Source organism: Longimicrobiales bacterium, from assembly GCA_035764935.1.
Lineage (GTDB): Bacteria > Gemmatimonadota > Gemmatimonadetes > Longimicrobiales > RSA9 > DASTYK01.
On the sequence record DASTYK010000013.1, the window covers coordinates 1 to 13976 of the forward strand.

A 13976-nucleotide genomic window follows, 5' to 3' on the forward strand; every position below is an offset into this window, starting at 1 on the left:
GGCCGCGGCGGCCCCCGTCCTCACCCCTGGGCAGCACTACCCAAAGGCTGCGCCAGCTCCCGCAACCGTCCCTCCACCCGCTTCGCATACCCGTGCGCCCGTGCCGCGACAAACATGTCGTACGACTCCCGCAGCGCAGCCAGCGCCAGCGCCCGCCGCCCCTGCTCCTCCCGGATCAGCGACAGCTCTTCCAGCACGTCCGCCCGTTCCAGCGTGAGTTGCTCAGCGATTGCCGCCTCCAGTGCAAGAAGGGCGAGGTGCTCCGCCCGCTCCAGGTTGCCCCGCAGTCGCGCAAGCGCCGCGCGCCGGCGCACGATGTGGCAGCGCGTGCCCGGGTAGCCGTCTCCGGGAATGAGCGCTTCCGCCTCGTCCAGCGCCTGCTCCGCATGTTCGAGGTCTCCGAGATGCAAGAGGGGCCGCGCGCGGTTCGCCTGTACGGACGCGATCAGCACGCGGTCGCCCAGGCGTTCCGCGAGTTCCAGCGCGCGCTCGAGGTACAGGCTCGCTTCCATGCATGTCTCGAGATCGCTGCATACCATCCCGAGGTGCATGTACGCCACGAGAGCGCCGCGAGCATCACCCGTGCGCAGCGCTGCGGCAATACTCTCCAGGTACAGCTCACGGGCCCTGTCGAACTCGCCTTCCATGTTGCGAATGATGCCGATGTTCTGTGCGGCGAGCGCGATGAGCTCGTCGTCACCGACGTCGCGGGCGAGCTCGAGCGCCTGTTCATAGAGCAGCGCAGCGCCCGCGAGGTCCTGCTGGACATGGCGGATCGTTGCGGTCGTGTTGAGCGCACGTGCAGCGTCCCGCGTGTGCCCGCAACAGTGCGCAATCTGGTAGCTCAGCTCGGAGAGGTCCTCGGCGAGGTCCAGCATTCCCGCCTGCCGGCAGGCGCGTGCCTGACCACGCAACGCAATGACAGCATCCGCGATGGAGCCGAGCTGCAGCGCCGTGCGGTAAATGTCCGCGTACGCGAACGCAGCGGAATCCCAGTCGGCGGTTCCCTCGATGTGGGCCGCCCGGTCGAACTGCCCCTGCAGTGATGCCGCGGTTTCTGCACTCGCGATCATCGTCAGTTGCTCAGGATGACGAATCCGCTGACCAGCGGCATTCCGGACGGCGCCAGCCCCGCCTCGCGCACCCGCGACCGCAGCTCACCCGCCTCGATACGGGCGCGCGCGATACCGTTCTCGACAACTGCCGGCCTGGGGCCCCGCTCCGTGACCACGAAGTAGTCGTCGGTGTCCGGGCGGTCACCACAGTAGTCGACGGCGAAGCCCACATCGAACGCGGGCATCGCATCCTCGTCCGGCAGCGTCACCTGGATTCCGTGGAGTCGAGGATGGGGGTGGATCAGAACGGTGGTCGAATCGCTGAACGCGTCAGAGCCGAACTCGACCCACGCATACTCGGCGTCGACGCGCCCACCGTCCGGTCCCACTCGCTGGTTCACCGCGGCCCGACTGCGGTTGCAGGGAACTGCACGATTGAGGTCTGAGATCCAGTTTCCCGCACATGCTGACATCACCATGACAGTCGCAACAGCAGTGAGCCTGCGTGGCACGCGCATTACGACCTCCGTTGTTTCGAAGTTGGACCGTACTAGGAAACCTGGACTGCGCCGCGCCGCCCGGTTGGCGGCTGCGTCGAGCTGTCGGTCATGGTCGAGGGAGGAGCGTCGTCGCCCGGAAGGATGGCGGTGCCGTCGTCGTCGACAGGAGTGCCCGCCAGGAGGGGCTCGAGCGGAAGTCGCAGCACGAAACGTGAGCCGGTGCCGGGCTCACTCTCGACATGCAGAAATCCGCCCAGGAGTGAGGCGAGGTTTGCGCAGATCGGCAGACCGAGACCGGTTCCAACCGAGCCCTTGATCTGCTCGAATTCGCGGAATACCCGGGCCTGGTCGTCGGGGGCGATTCCGGGCCCGGTGTCGAACACGGCCAGCTCGACGAAATCGGAATCGGCTGCGCATTCGAGCCCGATCCGGCCGCTCTTCGTGAACTTCACCGCATTGCCGAGCAGGTTGACCAGGATCTGCCGCAGCCGACGACCGTCCGTAACGAGAGTCAGGTCGCAGTTCTGCGGCTCCACCAGCTCCAGGCCCTTCTCCTCGGCCTGGGGCCGGACGCTCAGCAGCGCGTCGTCGACGATCCTGCGCAGGTCCGTCGGCTTCATATCGATTTCGACGCGGTTCGCCTGCAGCTTCGCGAAATCGAGCAGGTCGTTCAGCAGGCTCAGCAGGTTCTCCGCCGCGCGTGCGGAGTTCTCGATGAAGCGACGCGCGCGTTCCGGCAGCTCGCCGGCGAGCCCTTCGAGCATCAGCTCGCTGTAGCCCTTGATCGCGCCGACCGGCGTGCGCAGGTCGTGCGACACCGCGTTGTAGAACCGCTCCTTGGCGCTCGTCGCTTCGCCGAGCTGCGCATACGCCTGCGCCAACTCGCTCGAGCGCTGCTCCACGCGCTCGTGCAGCCGGGCGTTGCCGATCGCCACCGCAGCATGCGTTGCGACGCTGATGCCGAGCCGCACGTCGCGCGCGGTCACCTCGTACGGGCGGCGGTAGCCGACGACGAGCGCGCCGAACGTGTCGCCAAACAGCGTCAGCGGGATACCCAGTCCCACGACCATGCCCTGCTGCACGTGCAGCGGGAACTCTGCGGGGTCCAGGTTGGCGTCGGCACCGCCTATACGCAGCGGCTTCGATGCTTCGACGATGCGCGCCGCCAGCTCGTCCGTGCCTGCCTGCTCACCGTGCAGGCCGATCGATGCGACCAGCTCGACCGTGTCGTTCTTGACGGTGCTCACCGTCGCGTAATGCGCACCGAGCAGTGTGCGCGCAAAACGCGCGACCAGCGCAAGCACTTCGTCCGGGTCCAGCGAACGATTCGTCGCGAGCCCGAGCGTGTGCATCGCCTCGCTCTCCTCCGCACGCTGGCGCAGCAGCTCGCACTCCGCTCGCAGCTTCTGCTGCGACTGCTCCCGCTGCTCCATGCGCGCCAGCGCTCCCGCCAGCCGCCGCCAGGGCTCCGGATCCTCGCCGAACGAGCCGCTCTCCCCGATCAGCACCGCGGTCGCTGAATCCTCACCGACCCGGTAGGGGATCAGCAGCACGTCCGTGTCCGGGAAGCTCGACGCGTCCGTCGGAAACTGTGAGCGCAGCCCGAAGACTTCCGGACGGAGCAGGTGCGCCGCCGTGTCAGTCAGTTCCGCACTCAGCGCGGTTCCGGGCGGAATCAGGATCGTGGGCTGCTGCGAGCTGTCGATCCTGACGACCGCGTGCAGCGGCGGCTGGAGCGTATGCGACAGGACACCATACGCCGCCGTGGAGGAATCGCTCTCGTGTATTCCGAGCACCGCAGCGGTGACATCCATAGGGAGACCGTCCGGTGGCAGAAGGAGGCATCCCTAAGATGTTGACCAAGTTGCGACCGCGCCAGCACTTTGGGCCCCTCGGAGACACCCGGTGTCCCACCGCTGCCCCGGAGCACATGCGCCGGCGGCTGCGAGCGAACCGCCCGGTACATACCAAAACCCCGCACACCAGGAACTCGCGACAGATGCAACTCCTTACCGGCACCAGCGGCTTCGGCTACAAGGAATGGAAGGGCAGCTTCTATCCCGCCGACCTGCCCGCCAGCAGCTTCCTGTCCTGGTACGCCGAGCGCTTCCCGGCCGTGGAAATCAACAACACGTTCTACCGGATGCCGGTCCCCGACCAGCTGACGGCCTGGCGTGCGGAGGTGCCACCGGAGTTCCGCTTCATTCTCAAGGCGCCCCGGCAGATCACACACATCAAGCGGTTGAAGGAAGTCGACCAGCCCGTCGCGCGACTGCTCGAGGTGAGCGAAGCACTGGGCGAGGCGCGCGGCCCGCTGCTGTTCCAGCTCCCGCCCAACATGAAGAAGGATGTGGACCGGCTGCGCGGGCTGCTGAAGCTGCTGCCCCAGGACGTGCGCGCGGCGGTGGAGTTCCGCAATGACACGTGGTACGACGATGAAGTCTATGCGACGCTGGGCGAGCACCGTGCGTCGCTCTGCATCACGCACACGGAGGAGGGAGACTCACCGTTCGCAGCGACGGCGTCGTGGGGCTATCTGCGACTTCGTGGAGTGCAGTACGCGGACGACGAGCTGAAGACCTGGGTCGATCGTATCCGCGCCACGGACTGGACCGACGTGCTCGTGTTCTTCAAGCATGAGGACGAGGCCACGGGGCCCCGCCTGGCCGCCCGCTTCCGCGAGCTGTTCGAGGCAGGCTGATCGACGATGCCGCTTCCGCGAGCCATTCGAGCCCGTCTGATCGACGACGCGGGCCCGTATCGCGAGCTGATCAGCCAGCCCGATCGAAGACGCCCGCCTCCGCCAGCGCTTCGAGCCCGTCTAGCCGGCGACGTCCTTCATCCACGCGCTCACCGCATCCGCGATCTCCTCGATCACGGCAGCATCGTCGCGGCCGCTCTTCTTCCGCACGTGGAAGCCGTGATCGCCGTCCTCGACCACGTGCAGCGAGGCGCGTGCGCCGAGTCCATCGATGACACCCCGCATCAACGCGAGGTCGGCCAGGCTGTCGCGCGTTCCCTGCACGAAGAGCATCGGCTGCGCGACCGCTGCCAGGTGCTCCGCGCGCTGCGTGCTCGGCGGCTTGCCCGCGCCATGCAGCGGATACCCGAGAAAGACGACGCCGCGCACCCGCTCATCCGCCTCGCCGGCGAGCGCCTGCGATGTCATCCGTCCGCCCATCGACTTGCCGCCCGCGAAGACGGGGACGCCACCGGCCGCTTCCATTCCAGCCTCGATCGCCGCGCGCACCGTCGCTTCCAGCACCTGCGGCCGGTCCGGCGAGCGTCGGCCCGCCTGCGTGTACGGGAAGTTGTAGCGCAGGGTCCCCACCCCGCGGACCGACAGGGCGTGCGCAATCGCATCCATGAACGCATGCCGCATCGGAGCGCCGGCACCATGCGCGAGCACGTAGAGCGCATGGGCCCGGTCGGGCATCACCAGCAGCGCATCCACGTCGCCGCGATCGGGCACTGCGATGGACATCGAGGACGTCTTTGAACCGGCCATGTGAGAACCTCGTTGCACTGGTGTTCTGGATACTGAATGAGCATGCGTGGGTGGCGGATATTCTGGATCCCGAGTGAGCATGCGCGCGTGACGGGTGTTCTGGATCCCGGGTAAGCGGGCGCGCGCGGCGATCGAATACGCGATCGTTGGAACAGGACCCGCCGAAATCCTGCTCTCACCCCCCGCGAGGCGCCACGCACGACACGGCCGCCGGATGCCTGGCGGCGCACCGGTCATTACAACCATTCAGACGACATGCATCCCTGCCTCGAAGGGGATGCCTGGCGCCTGATCGGTCACTGCGACCCTCAGGGCGCCAGGCGTCCCCGTCGACCGACACGCGTGGCGACTTACGGGTCGTATGCCGTCCGGGGAAACACCAATAACGGTATCCACCCAACCCTCACAGCAGACCCGCCAGCGCCTGCAACGCGTGCATCAGGTCCGGCTTCACCTCCAGCACCGGCCGCAGCGGGTCGTGTCCCAGCCGCTTCATCCGCATCGCGGCATTCCGGATCGTGTATCGCCGGATGTCGAGCTGCGCGTTGACCTCGCGCCATTCCAGCGGCATGGACACCGGCGCACCGGGCAGCGGCCGCACGCAGAAGGGCGAGACCAGCAGCTTGCCGTGGCCGTTCTGCAGGTAATCGAGGTACACGCGTCCGCCGCGCTGTGCAATTACACGTTCGATGGTCGCGATGTCCGGTGCGCGTCGCACTGCCACGCGCGCGATCAGCTCAGCCAGCTGCTTGGACTGCTCGTGGTCGAGCTGGCCACCGAGCGGAATCAGCACGTGCAGCCCGGATGAGCCGCTCGTCTTGACGAAGCAGGGCAGGCCGATCTCGTCGCACAGTGCCTTCAGCCTGCGTGCGAGCTCGACGACGTGCGCGAACGGTGCGTCCTTGGGATCCAGGTCGAGGATGCACCAGTCCGGTCGGTCGAGCGCGCCGACCCGGCTTGCCCAGAGGTGCAGCGGAATCGAGCCGGCGTTCGCGAACCAGAGGATGGTCGCCTCGTCGCCGCCGACCAGGTAGCGCAGCTCGCGCTCGGATCCCTCGCTCCAGAGCGTCTCGGTGTGCAGCCATGGCGGTGCCGACTTCGGCAGATCCTTCTGGAAGAAGGATTTGCCGTGAATGCCGTCGGGAAAGCGCGTCATCACCAGCGGGCGGTCCTCCAGGTACGGCAGCAGCCAGGGCGTGATCCCGCGGTAGTACTCGACGAGGTCGCCCTTGGTGTAGCCGTCCTCCGGCCAGTAGACCTTGTCGAGGTTCGTGAGCTTGACCTCGTGTGTCGCGCCACCGCGGCCGGCGGCGGGCGCCTGCGACCCGGCACTGTCGACGATCTTCGAGCGAACTCTCGTAGAACGCGGACGTGGCCTGGGTGGCTCTGCCCCTTCCGTCGACGATCCGGTGACTTCCGCCTCCTGTGCATGCGACGTCACCGTCTTCGGACTGCGCGCACGAGACCGCGCCGTGACGGATCCGTCCTCACCCGCAGTATCCGCCGCAGCGGCGGCCGCATCCGGCCCGTCCATCGACTCCGGCGCATTCCCGCGGACGCACTCCTCCGGCCGCTTGTCGTCGCGGATACGCAGGAATACCGGATGCCGCAGCAGCCCCTCCTCGGTCCATTCGAGGTAGCGCACCTCGACGACGAGCTGCGGCTCGACCCACACCGCATCCCGATCACGCGGCGTGCCCTCTGCCGCAGACCGCCCGACGATCCCCGGCTCGAGCCGCCGTTTCAGCTCGCGCAGCATTGCGCCGTCGAAGCCGGTCCCCACGGAGCCTCCGTAACGCAGCACGCCTCCGTCGAAGAAGCCGAGGTGCAGTGACCCGATCGCCTCGCGGTTGTCGCTCGCGCGCTTCCAGCCGACGACGACGAACTCGTCCGTGCGATGCGAGCGCACCTTCTGCCAGGCTGCCGAGCGGCCGGCGCGGTACGCCGAGTCCGCGCGCTTTGCGATGATGCCCTCGAGCCCGAGTGCCTCGACCTGTCCGAACAGCGCCGTGCCATGCTCCGCCACGTGATCGGAAAAGCGCAGCGCGCCGCTTTTCGGCACGATCGTGCGCAGCAGGCGCTTTCGCTCGACGAGTGGCAGCGGCCGGACGTCGTATGGACCCGCGGCGAGGAGGTCGAAGAGGTAGAAGGTTGCGGGCAGCTCCAGCGCGGCGCGCCGGATGTCCGGCGCACGCTTCAATCGCGCACGCTTCTGCAGTCGCTGAAAGCTCGGCAGCCCGACGTCGTCATGGACGGTGATCTCGCCGTCCAGGATCAGCCGCTCGTAGGGCAGCCGCGCGAGCGCGCGCGCGACATCGGGGAACGACTCCGTCCAGTCATGGCCGTTGCGCGTCTGCAGCACGATGCGCTCGCCGTCCTTGAGCGCGAGGAAGCGGTAGCCGTCGAACTTGAACTCGTAGACCCAGTCCGGATGATCGAACGCGCTCGTCGCACGCTCCGCGAGCATCGGCGCGCAGTCCTTGATGCGCACATCCCGCTGGGGCGCGTCCAGCGCTTCCAGCTCGGCCTGCAGGTCCTCGTCGCGCACGATGCCATTGCGCAGCTCCTCGAGCGTGAGTCCGGACAGCACGGACGACTCGTCGAAGTCGTCCGCATCGGCGCGCATCAGCGCGTCGCGCTCCTTGATCAGCAGCCAGTCCTTGTCGCTGCGCTTCGTCTTCACGAGTGTCCAGCGGCCGCGCAGCTTCTGGCCGCGCAGCTCGAAGAGCAGCTTGCCCTTCTCGAAGCCGTGATGCGGGTCCTCGATCGGCACCCAGACGCCGCGGTCCCACACGATCATCTCGCCCGCGCCGTAGTTGCCCCTGGGGATCACGCCCTCGAAGTCCGCATAGGCGAGTGGGTGGTCCTCCGTCTGGAACGCGCCGCGCTTGTTCGCCTGGTCGTACGACGGGCCTTTGGGCACCGCCCACGACTTGAGGACGCCGTCCAGCTCGAGACGCAGGTCGTAGTGCAGGTTGCGCGCGGCGTGCTTCTGCACGACGAACCGCAGCACACCGCCGTCCAGCGGCTCGCCGCCGAAGGGTTCGGGGGTGCTGCCAGGATCACGCTTGTCCCGGTATTCGGCGAGCGGGTCGGTTGCCATGCACCGAATGGGCGCTGGATGGGCCGGTGCGGTCAAGTGGGTCGCCCACCCGGCCGCTACCGCCTCCGCTGCTCCACGCCGCGCAGGATCACTTCGGCAAGCTCGGACCGACGCGCACCCGTGAGGTCGACCGTTTCCGGCTCCGCCAGCTCGTAGCCATGAATGATGTTGCGGAGCTGGTCCTCGCTCAGCGCGTTCAGCTGATTGCGCAGCACGTCCGCACCTTCAGCGTACACGTGGAAGGGGTCCAGCACCGCGCGGGAGCGTGCGTGTGCGGCGTCGCTCCGCCAGCGCGCCTCGGCCGGCGCATCGAATGCCGCGCTGCGGGTGGGTGCCCGTCGTGGGGGTATCGGCGGCGTGTCGCCCAGCGCACGTCGCAGCGCACCTTCCAGGTACGTCGCCGTGAGCCCCTGCGCCCAGTACATCAGGTCGTCGCGGTTCGGCTGCGTCGTTTCCCGCCCGGTCCGCAGTGGCTCCCCTTCGATCGGAACGAACTCGATCCAGCCCTCCCAGAGCCCGTCGGCGCGTGCACGCCCACAGGCCTGTGGCTCGTACAACCGCCCGTCCGCACCCGCGACGCGGATGTCGTAATCGACGAGTACCTCTGCCATGGCTCGCTCCTGCCTCACCCTGCAACCCTGAAATGCAACTCGTCGGCCATCCTCTCCGCGTGACTGGAACGGCTGTCGATTTGCGGGCATCTCATTCGTCACAGTACCACAAAGCCCTTGCCCCGACTGCGTCACCCGTACAATCATGGCCACCCTATGAGCGCACGAGCGATCGGATCCGCGACCATTTCCTTCGGCCTGGTCTCCGTCCCGGTGAAGCTGTACTCGTCGGGCGACTCGACCGCCGCGATCAGCTTCAACTGGATCCACAAGGACTGTGGCTCCCGGCTGAAGCAGCAGTACATCTGCGCCCGCGACGGCACGGTGGTCGAGAAGGACGAGATGGTGAAGGGCTACGAGTTCGCCAAGGACCAGTACGTCCTGTTCACCACGGACGAGCTGAAGGCGCTGGACCAGAAGGCCGACAACACGATCGAGATCGTGGAGTTCGTCCCGGCGGACCAGGTCGAGAAGACGTACATCGACAAGGTCGTCTACCTCGGGCCGGAGAAGGGTGGCGACCGCGCGTACCGCCTGCTGTCGGCGGCCATGCGCGAGACCGGCCTGTCGGCGCTGGGCCGCTACGCCGCACGCGGCAAGCAGTACCTGGTCCTGCTCTCGCCCATGCGCGACGGCATCATCATGGAGCAGCTCCGCTACGCCCACGAGGTCCGCTCCTTCGAGGACGTGCCGATCGGCGAGGCGGAGGTGAAGGACCAGGAGCTGAAGCTCGCGGTGCAGCTGATCGACCAGATCCGGGCCGAGAGCTTCGAGCCGGAGAAGTACCGGGACGAGGTGCGCGAGCGTCAGCTCGAGCTGATCCAGGCCAAGGTCCAGGGCGAGGACATCACGGCCGCGCCGGTCGAGGCGCCGCAGGCGCAGATCATCGACCTGATGGCGGCGCTCAAGGCATCGCTCGCGAAGCAGGGCGCAGCCGAGGACGACGAGGGCGGCCGCAAGCCGGTCCGTGCGGCGAAGACAGCGAAGAAGGCGGCGAAGCGCAGGGCCAGCGGCGGCTGAGGTCGCGATGTGGTATGGCACCCGGGACGTCGCCAGGCTGCTGGGGCTCTCGGAATCGCAGGTCCGGTCGTATGTGCGCGCTGGCCTGATCGAGGTCGAGCGCGGCCCGCGCAATGCCTACCGTTTCACCTTCCAGGACCTGGTGCTGCTCCGCGCCGCGCGCGGCCTGATCCAGGCGCGCGTGCCTCACCTGCGCGTGATCCGCGCGCTGCGTCGAATCAAGGCGCAGCTCCCACCCGACCGCAACCTGGCCGGTCTCCGCATCCGCGTGGATGGCGACGACGTCATCGTGAGCGACGGCGACGCCGCGTGGAACCCGGTGTCGGGCCAGCTCCACCTCGATTTCCAGGTCGCCGACCTGAACGCCGAGATCGCGCCGCTGCATGCTTCCGTTCGTCCCGCCATGCCGGCGATCACCGCGGACGACTGGTTCGAGCGCGGCGTCGAGCTGGAATTGATCTCGGCAGACGACGCGGTCACCGCGTACGAGCGGGCGCTGGAGCTGGATCCCCGCCACGCGGATGCGCACGTGAACCTGGGCAGGCTGCTGCATGAGGCGCGGCGACTCGCGCAGGCGGAGCTGCACTACCGGGCGGCGCTGGCCACGGGACCGCACGCGACGGCGGCGTACAACCTGGGCATCGTGCTGGAGGACCGGCAGCGGCAGAAGGAGGCGGTGAGCGCGTACCTGCGGGCGCTGGATGCCGACCCGCGGATGGCCGACGCGCACTACAACCTGTCACGGCTGTACGAGCAGCTCGGCGACGAGGCCGCCGCCGTGCGCCACCTGCGCGCCTACCGCTCGCTCACGCAGGGCACCGGCCGCGCCTGACCGCAGTCGCCGCCCCGCGCGCTTCCGCCGAATCGCGGCCCGCCCTACTTCCGCAGTATCCCCGCCGTGCTGCCCGGCTCGATGGGCAGCGATTCCCGCGTGTCCATGAACGCGGTCACGATCTCGGGATCGAACTGACGGCCGCTCTGCTCGCGGATCTCCTCGAGCGTTTCGTCGAGCGTCCAGGCGAGCTTGTACGGGCGCGCGTGCATGAGGGCGTCGAACGTGTCGACGAGTGCGACGATGCGCCCGCTCATCGGGATCTCCGCGCCGCGGGTGCCGTTGTAGCCCAGGCCGTCCCAGCGCTCGTGGTGCGTGAGCGCGATCTCCTCCGCGATCTGCAGCAGCGGCACGCGGCTGCCGCCCAGGATGCGCGCGCCGATCGTCGTGTGCGTCTTGATCAGCGAGAACTCTTCCGGCGTGAGGCGGCCCGGCTTGAGCAGCACGGAATCCGGCACGCCGATCTTGCCGACGTCGTGCAGCGGCGCGGCGCGCCGCATCAGGTCGACCTGCTCGTCCTGCCAGCCCAGCACGCGCGAGAGCGCTGCCGCCAGCTCACCGACGCGGCGGATGTGATCGCCGGTGGCGTCGTCGCGGTACTCTGCGGCCTTGGCGAGGCGGTCCAGTGTATCGATGCGGGCCTGGTCGAGCTCGGAGGTCCGGATCCGCACGCGTTCCTCGAGCTGCAGATTGTGCTCGAGCACCTGCTGCTGCAGGGCGCGGATCGTGAGCAGGTTGCGGATGCGAAGCAGCGCCTCGAGCTGGTCGAACGGCTTCGCGAGGAAGTCGGAGGCGCCCTGCTCGAGTGCGCGCAGCTTGGTTTCCGGCAGGATGTCGGCGGTCAGCACCAGCACCGGCAGGTACGCGGCAGGCGACGTCCGCTCCCGGATCTGCTGCAGCACCTCGAACCCGTTCAGTCCGGGCATGTGCAGGTCCAGCAGCACGATGTCGGGCTGCCAGGTATCCAGCAGCTCCATCACGCCTTCCGGCTGCGACGTCCCCAGGATCTCCTCGTAGCCTGCCCGGCGCAGGATCCGCTCGAGCAGCCTGAGGTTCATTTCCTGGTCGTCCACAGCCAGGATCCTGCGTTGTGTTACGTCGATCTCGCTCACTGCCTCACTCCCGCGCGCTCAGCTGCAGCGCGTCATGGATGGTCGCGACGAAGCCCGCAATGTCCAGCGGTTTGGTGAGGTAGGCAAATACGCCCTCTCGTACGAGCCGCTCGATGCGCGACGGTGTGGCGTCCGCACTCAGGACGACCACCGGGATATCGCGCGTCGAAGGATCCTCGCGCAACCGCTGCAACACGACTTCGCCGTCGATCTCTGGCAGGTGGAGATCGAGGAGAATCAGGTCGGGCAGAACCGTACGTGCATGCTCCAGGCCGCTCAGCCCGTCGGCGGCCCCGATGAAACGGAAGCGATCCCCCTGCAGCGCGAGGATCCGGCGCACGAGCTGCAGGTTCGCCTCGTTGTCCTCGATGTACAGCACCGTGCGCGCGTCGGGGTTGAGGTCGGCCCGCGCGTGCGGATCCACGAACTGGTCGTCGCTCGCCAGGACACCCACGGGTGCCGCAACGCGTGTCAGCTCCGTCCAGAAGGTGGAACCGACACCGGGCAGCGACTGCACCTCGATGCGGCCGCCCATCGCCTCGACGAGCGCCTTGCTGACCACCAGCCCCAGGCCCACGCCCTCCACGCCCATCTCATCGGCACCAAGGCGCTGGAACGGCTCGAACAGGTGCGTCTGCTTGGCCGGATCGATCCCGATGCCCGTGTCCCGGACGCCGATACGTACAACACCATTGCTCGGCTCCGCAATGAAGTCGACGTGACCGCCGTCGCGATTGTACTTGATCGCGTTGGATCCCAGGTTCACCAGGACCTGCCGCAGGCGCTGGCGGTCCGCGCGGACCCACAGGTTGCGCGTGACGTTCACCTCGAGCGTGATCGTGCGCGGCGTCGCCGCATGGCTCAGGAACGAGCACACCTCGTCGACCACCTCCCAGACACGGACCGTCTCGATCGAGAGGGAGAGCGTGCCGCTCTCGATGCGCGAGATGTCCAGGATCTCGTTGATCAGTGCGAGCAGGTGCTTGCCGCCCCGCAGGATGTGGTCGACGCTGTCCGCGGCTTCCACGTCGAGGTCTTCCTGCGCGAGCAGCTGGCCGTACCCGAGGATCGCGTGCAGCGGCGTGCGCAGCTCGTGCGAAACGCGTGACAGGAACTCGTTCTTGGCGCGGTTCGCACGGTCTGCATCGCTGAGTGCGCTCGCGAGCCGCCGCTCCGTCTCCTTGGCCGCTGTCACGTCGCGCGTGACGCCCACGATGCCGCTGATGCGGCCGTCCGCCTCGCGCAGCGGCGCGACCGAGGTCTGGTACTGTACCGGCGGCCGGTCGCCGCGGTTCATCGTCCAGTCGTAGATCGCGGGAAGCCCCGCCAGTGCACGCCGGTTCGCCTCCTCGTGGACGGCCGCGCCGTCGCCGAACAGTTCGCGCGCGCCCTTGCCGAGCAGCTCCGAGGCGTCCGTGTCGAGCCGGCCGTAGATCTCCGTGATCCGCCCCTCCCGGTCCAGCGCGAACACCATGTCCTCGAGCGAGCTGGTCAGGCTGAGAAGTCGCTGCTGCGCCACCCGCAGCTCGCGCTCGGTGCGCTCGCGCCGCCGCACGTCGCGGAACAGCACGATCAGCATGATCGAGAAGAACAGCACGGCGACCAGGCTCGAGACGAGCATGACGCGCGGAGTGAGCCGCGCGTCGCCTCGCGCGGTGTCCGCCACCGCCAGCAGCGTCTGGTACGACGTCATCATCGCGTCCAGGTCGCCCCGGATCCGGCTCACCAGCTCGTGCGAGCGGCCCAGCCCGGCAATCGCGCCGGGGGTGTCCGGGCCCGCCTCGATCATCCCGTTCTGGACCGAGATCAGCGTGTCGTACGCGAGTGCCAGGCCGCTCAGCGTCGCGAGCGCGACCGTATCGTCGCGCTCCATCAGGCGCAGGCGTGCCAGGGCGGCGGGCGCCCGCACCCTGCCCGCGTACAGCCGCTGCAGGTACTCGGGGCTGCCCGTCAGCAGATAGCCGCGGACCGCCGTTTCCGTCTGCTCGATGCCGGTCGCCAGCCGCTGGAGCTGGACCAGCACACGCTGCGTTTCCGCGGCCTCGAAGCTCGCCCGCTCAACACGGCGTGCATGGGCGAACGAGATCACGACCAGCAGTACGAGCACTGCGAGAACGACGGCGAGTGCGGCGGCAAGACGCCGACCTCGCGAGAGCATCATCGACAAGCAGGTAAGGTGGGCATGGTGCGTCGGTGACGACGACGGATCAATCTAGGGGCCACGCCTGTCGCCGC

11 protein-coding genes are annotated in these 13976 nt (G+C 68.1%); 3 read left to right on the forward strand and 8 right to left on the reverse strand.

What is annotated here, in order from left to right:
* Positions 1-20 precede the first annotated feature (20 nt).
* From VFU06_00695 to VFU06_00705, 3 genes are all read right to left on the reverse strand, one after another.
* Positions 21-1073, reverse strand: a complete 1053-nt coding sequence (locus VFU06_00695) for a tetratricopeptide repeat protein (GenBank protein ID HEU5207899.1) — start codon at positions 1071-1073, stop codon at positions 21-23.
* 2 nt (positions 1074-1075) lie between these two features.
* Positions 1076-1456 carry a hypothetical protein gene (locus VFU06_00700; protein HEU5207900.1) on the reverse strand — a complete coding sequence of 127 codons (381 nt, stop codon included), beginning with the start codon at positions 1454-1456 and terminating at the stop codon, positions 1076-1078.
* 149 nt (positions 1457-1605) lie between these two features.
* A complete protein-coding gene (locus VFU06_00705; protein HEU5207901.1) occupies positions 1606-3369 on the reverse strand; it encodes a GAF domain-containing sensor histidine kinase in 1764 nt (587 codons plus the stop codon).
* A gap of 185 nt (positions 3370-3554) precedes the next feature.
* Here VFU06_00705 and VFU06_00710 point away from each other — a divergent pair, with 185 nt between their 5' ends.
* Positions 3555-4256 carry a DUF72 domain-containing protein gene (locus VFU06_00710; GenBank protein ID HEU5207902.1) on the forward strand — a complete coding sequence of 234 codons (702 nt, stop codon included), beginning with the start codon at positions 3555-3557 and terminating at the stop codon, positions 4254-4256.
* Positions 4257-4376: 120 nt separating this feature from the next.
* On the opposite strand, the gene VFU06_00715 is transcribed toward VFU06_00710, so the two are convergent.
* The 3 genes from VFU06_00715 to VFU06_00725 form a co-directional block, all read right to left on the reverse strand.
* Positions 4377-5063, reverse strand: a complete 687-nt coding sequence (locus VFU06_00715; GenBank protein ID HEU5207903.1) for an alpha/beta family hydrolase — start codon at positions 5061-5063, stop codon at positions 4377-4379.
* A 403-nt stretch (positions 5064-5466) separates the two neighbouring features.
* A complete protein-coding gene (gene ligD, locus VFU06_00720) occupies positions 5467-8166 on the reverse strand; it encodes a DNA ligase D (GenBank protein HEU5207904.1) in 2700 nt (899 codons plus the stop codon).
* A 56-nt stretch (positions 8167-8222) separates the two neighbouring features.
* Positions 8223-8777: a hypothetical protein gene (locus tag VFU06_00725; protein HEU5207905.1), complete on the reverse strand. Its 555-nt coding sequence runs from the start codon at positions 8775-8777 to the stop codon at positions 8223-8225.
* Between the two features lie 156 nt (positions 8778-8933).
* Between VFU06_00725 and VFU06_00730 the strand changes: the two genes are divergently transcribed.
* Both VFU06_00730 and VFU06_00735 read left to right on the forward strand, forming a co-directional pair.
* Positions 8934-9797: a Ku protein gene (locus VFU06_00730; protein HEU5207906.1), complete on the forward strand. Its 864-nt coding sequence runs from the start codon at positions 8934-8936 to the stop codon at positions 9795-9797.
* A 7-nt stretch (positions 9798-9804) separates the two neighbouring features.
* A complete protein-coding gene (locus VFU06_00735) occupies positions 9805-10629 on the forward strand; it encodes a tetratricopeptide repeat protein (GenBank protein HEU5207907.1) in 825 nt (274 codons plus the stop codon).
* Positions 10630-10673: 44 nt separating this feature from the next.
* Here VFU06_00735 and VFU06_00740 read toward each other — a convergent pair whose 3' ends face one another.
* Positions 10674-11741 carry an HD domain-containing phosphohydrolase gene (locus tag VFU06_00740; GenBank protein ID HEU5207908.1) on the reverse strand — a complete coding sequence of 356 codons (1068 nt, stop codon included), beginning with the start codon at positions 11739-11741 and terminating at the stop codon, positions 10674-10676.
* A gap of 4 nt (positions 11742-11745) precedes the next feature.
* The gene (locus VFU06_00745) at positions 11746-13902 is read right to left on the reverse strand and encodes an ATP-binding protein (GenBank protein ID HEU5207909.1); all 2157 of its coding nucleotides are present in this window, start codon (positions 13900-13902) and stop codon (positions 11746-11748) included.
* Positions 13903-13976 lie beyond the last annotated feature (74 nt).

Excerpts from the sequence above, each read along its gene's own strand:
- ligD (HEU5207904.1), bottom strand. The coding sequence starts at position 8,166 with ATGGCAACCGACCCGCTCGCCGAATACCGGGACAAGCGTGATCCTGGC.
- VFU06_00710 (HEU5207902.1), top strand. The coding sequence starts at position 3,555 with ATGCAACTCCTTACCGGCACCAGCGGCTTCGGCTACAAGGAATGGAAG.
- VFU06_00705 (HEU5207901.1), bottom strand. The coding sequence starts at position 3,369 with ATGGATGTCACCGCTGCGGTGCTCGGAATACACGAGAGCGATTCCTCC.
- VFU06_00715 (HEU5207903.1), bottom strand. The coding sequence starts at position 5,063 with ATGGCCGGTTCAAAGACGTCCTCGATGTCCATCGCAGTGCCCGATCGC.
- VFU06_00735 (HEU5207907.1), top strand. The coding sequence starts at position 9,805 with ATGTGGTATGGCACCCGGGACGTCGCCAGGCTGCTGGGGCTCTCGGAA.
- VFU06_00695 (HEU5207899.1), bottom strand. The coding sequence starts at position 1,073 with ATGATCGCGAGTGCAGAAACCGCGGCATCACTGCAGGGGCAGTTCGAC.
- VFU06_00730 (HEU5207906.1), top strand. The coding sequence starts at position 8,934 with ATGAGCGCACGAGCGATCGGATCCGCGACCATTTCCTTCGGCCTGGTC.
- VFU06_00745 (HEU5207909.1), bottom strand. The coding sequence starts at position 13,902 with ATGATGCTCTCGCGAGGTCGGCGTCTTGCCGCCGCACTCGCCGTCGTT.
- VFU06_00725 (HEU5207905.1), bottom strand. The coding sequence starts at position 8,777 with ATGGCAGAGGTACTCGTCGATTACGACATCCGCGTCGCGGGTGCGGAC.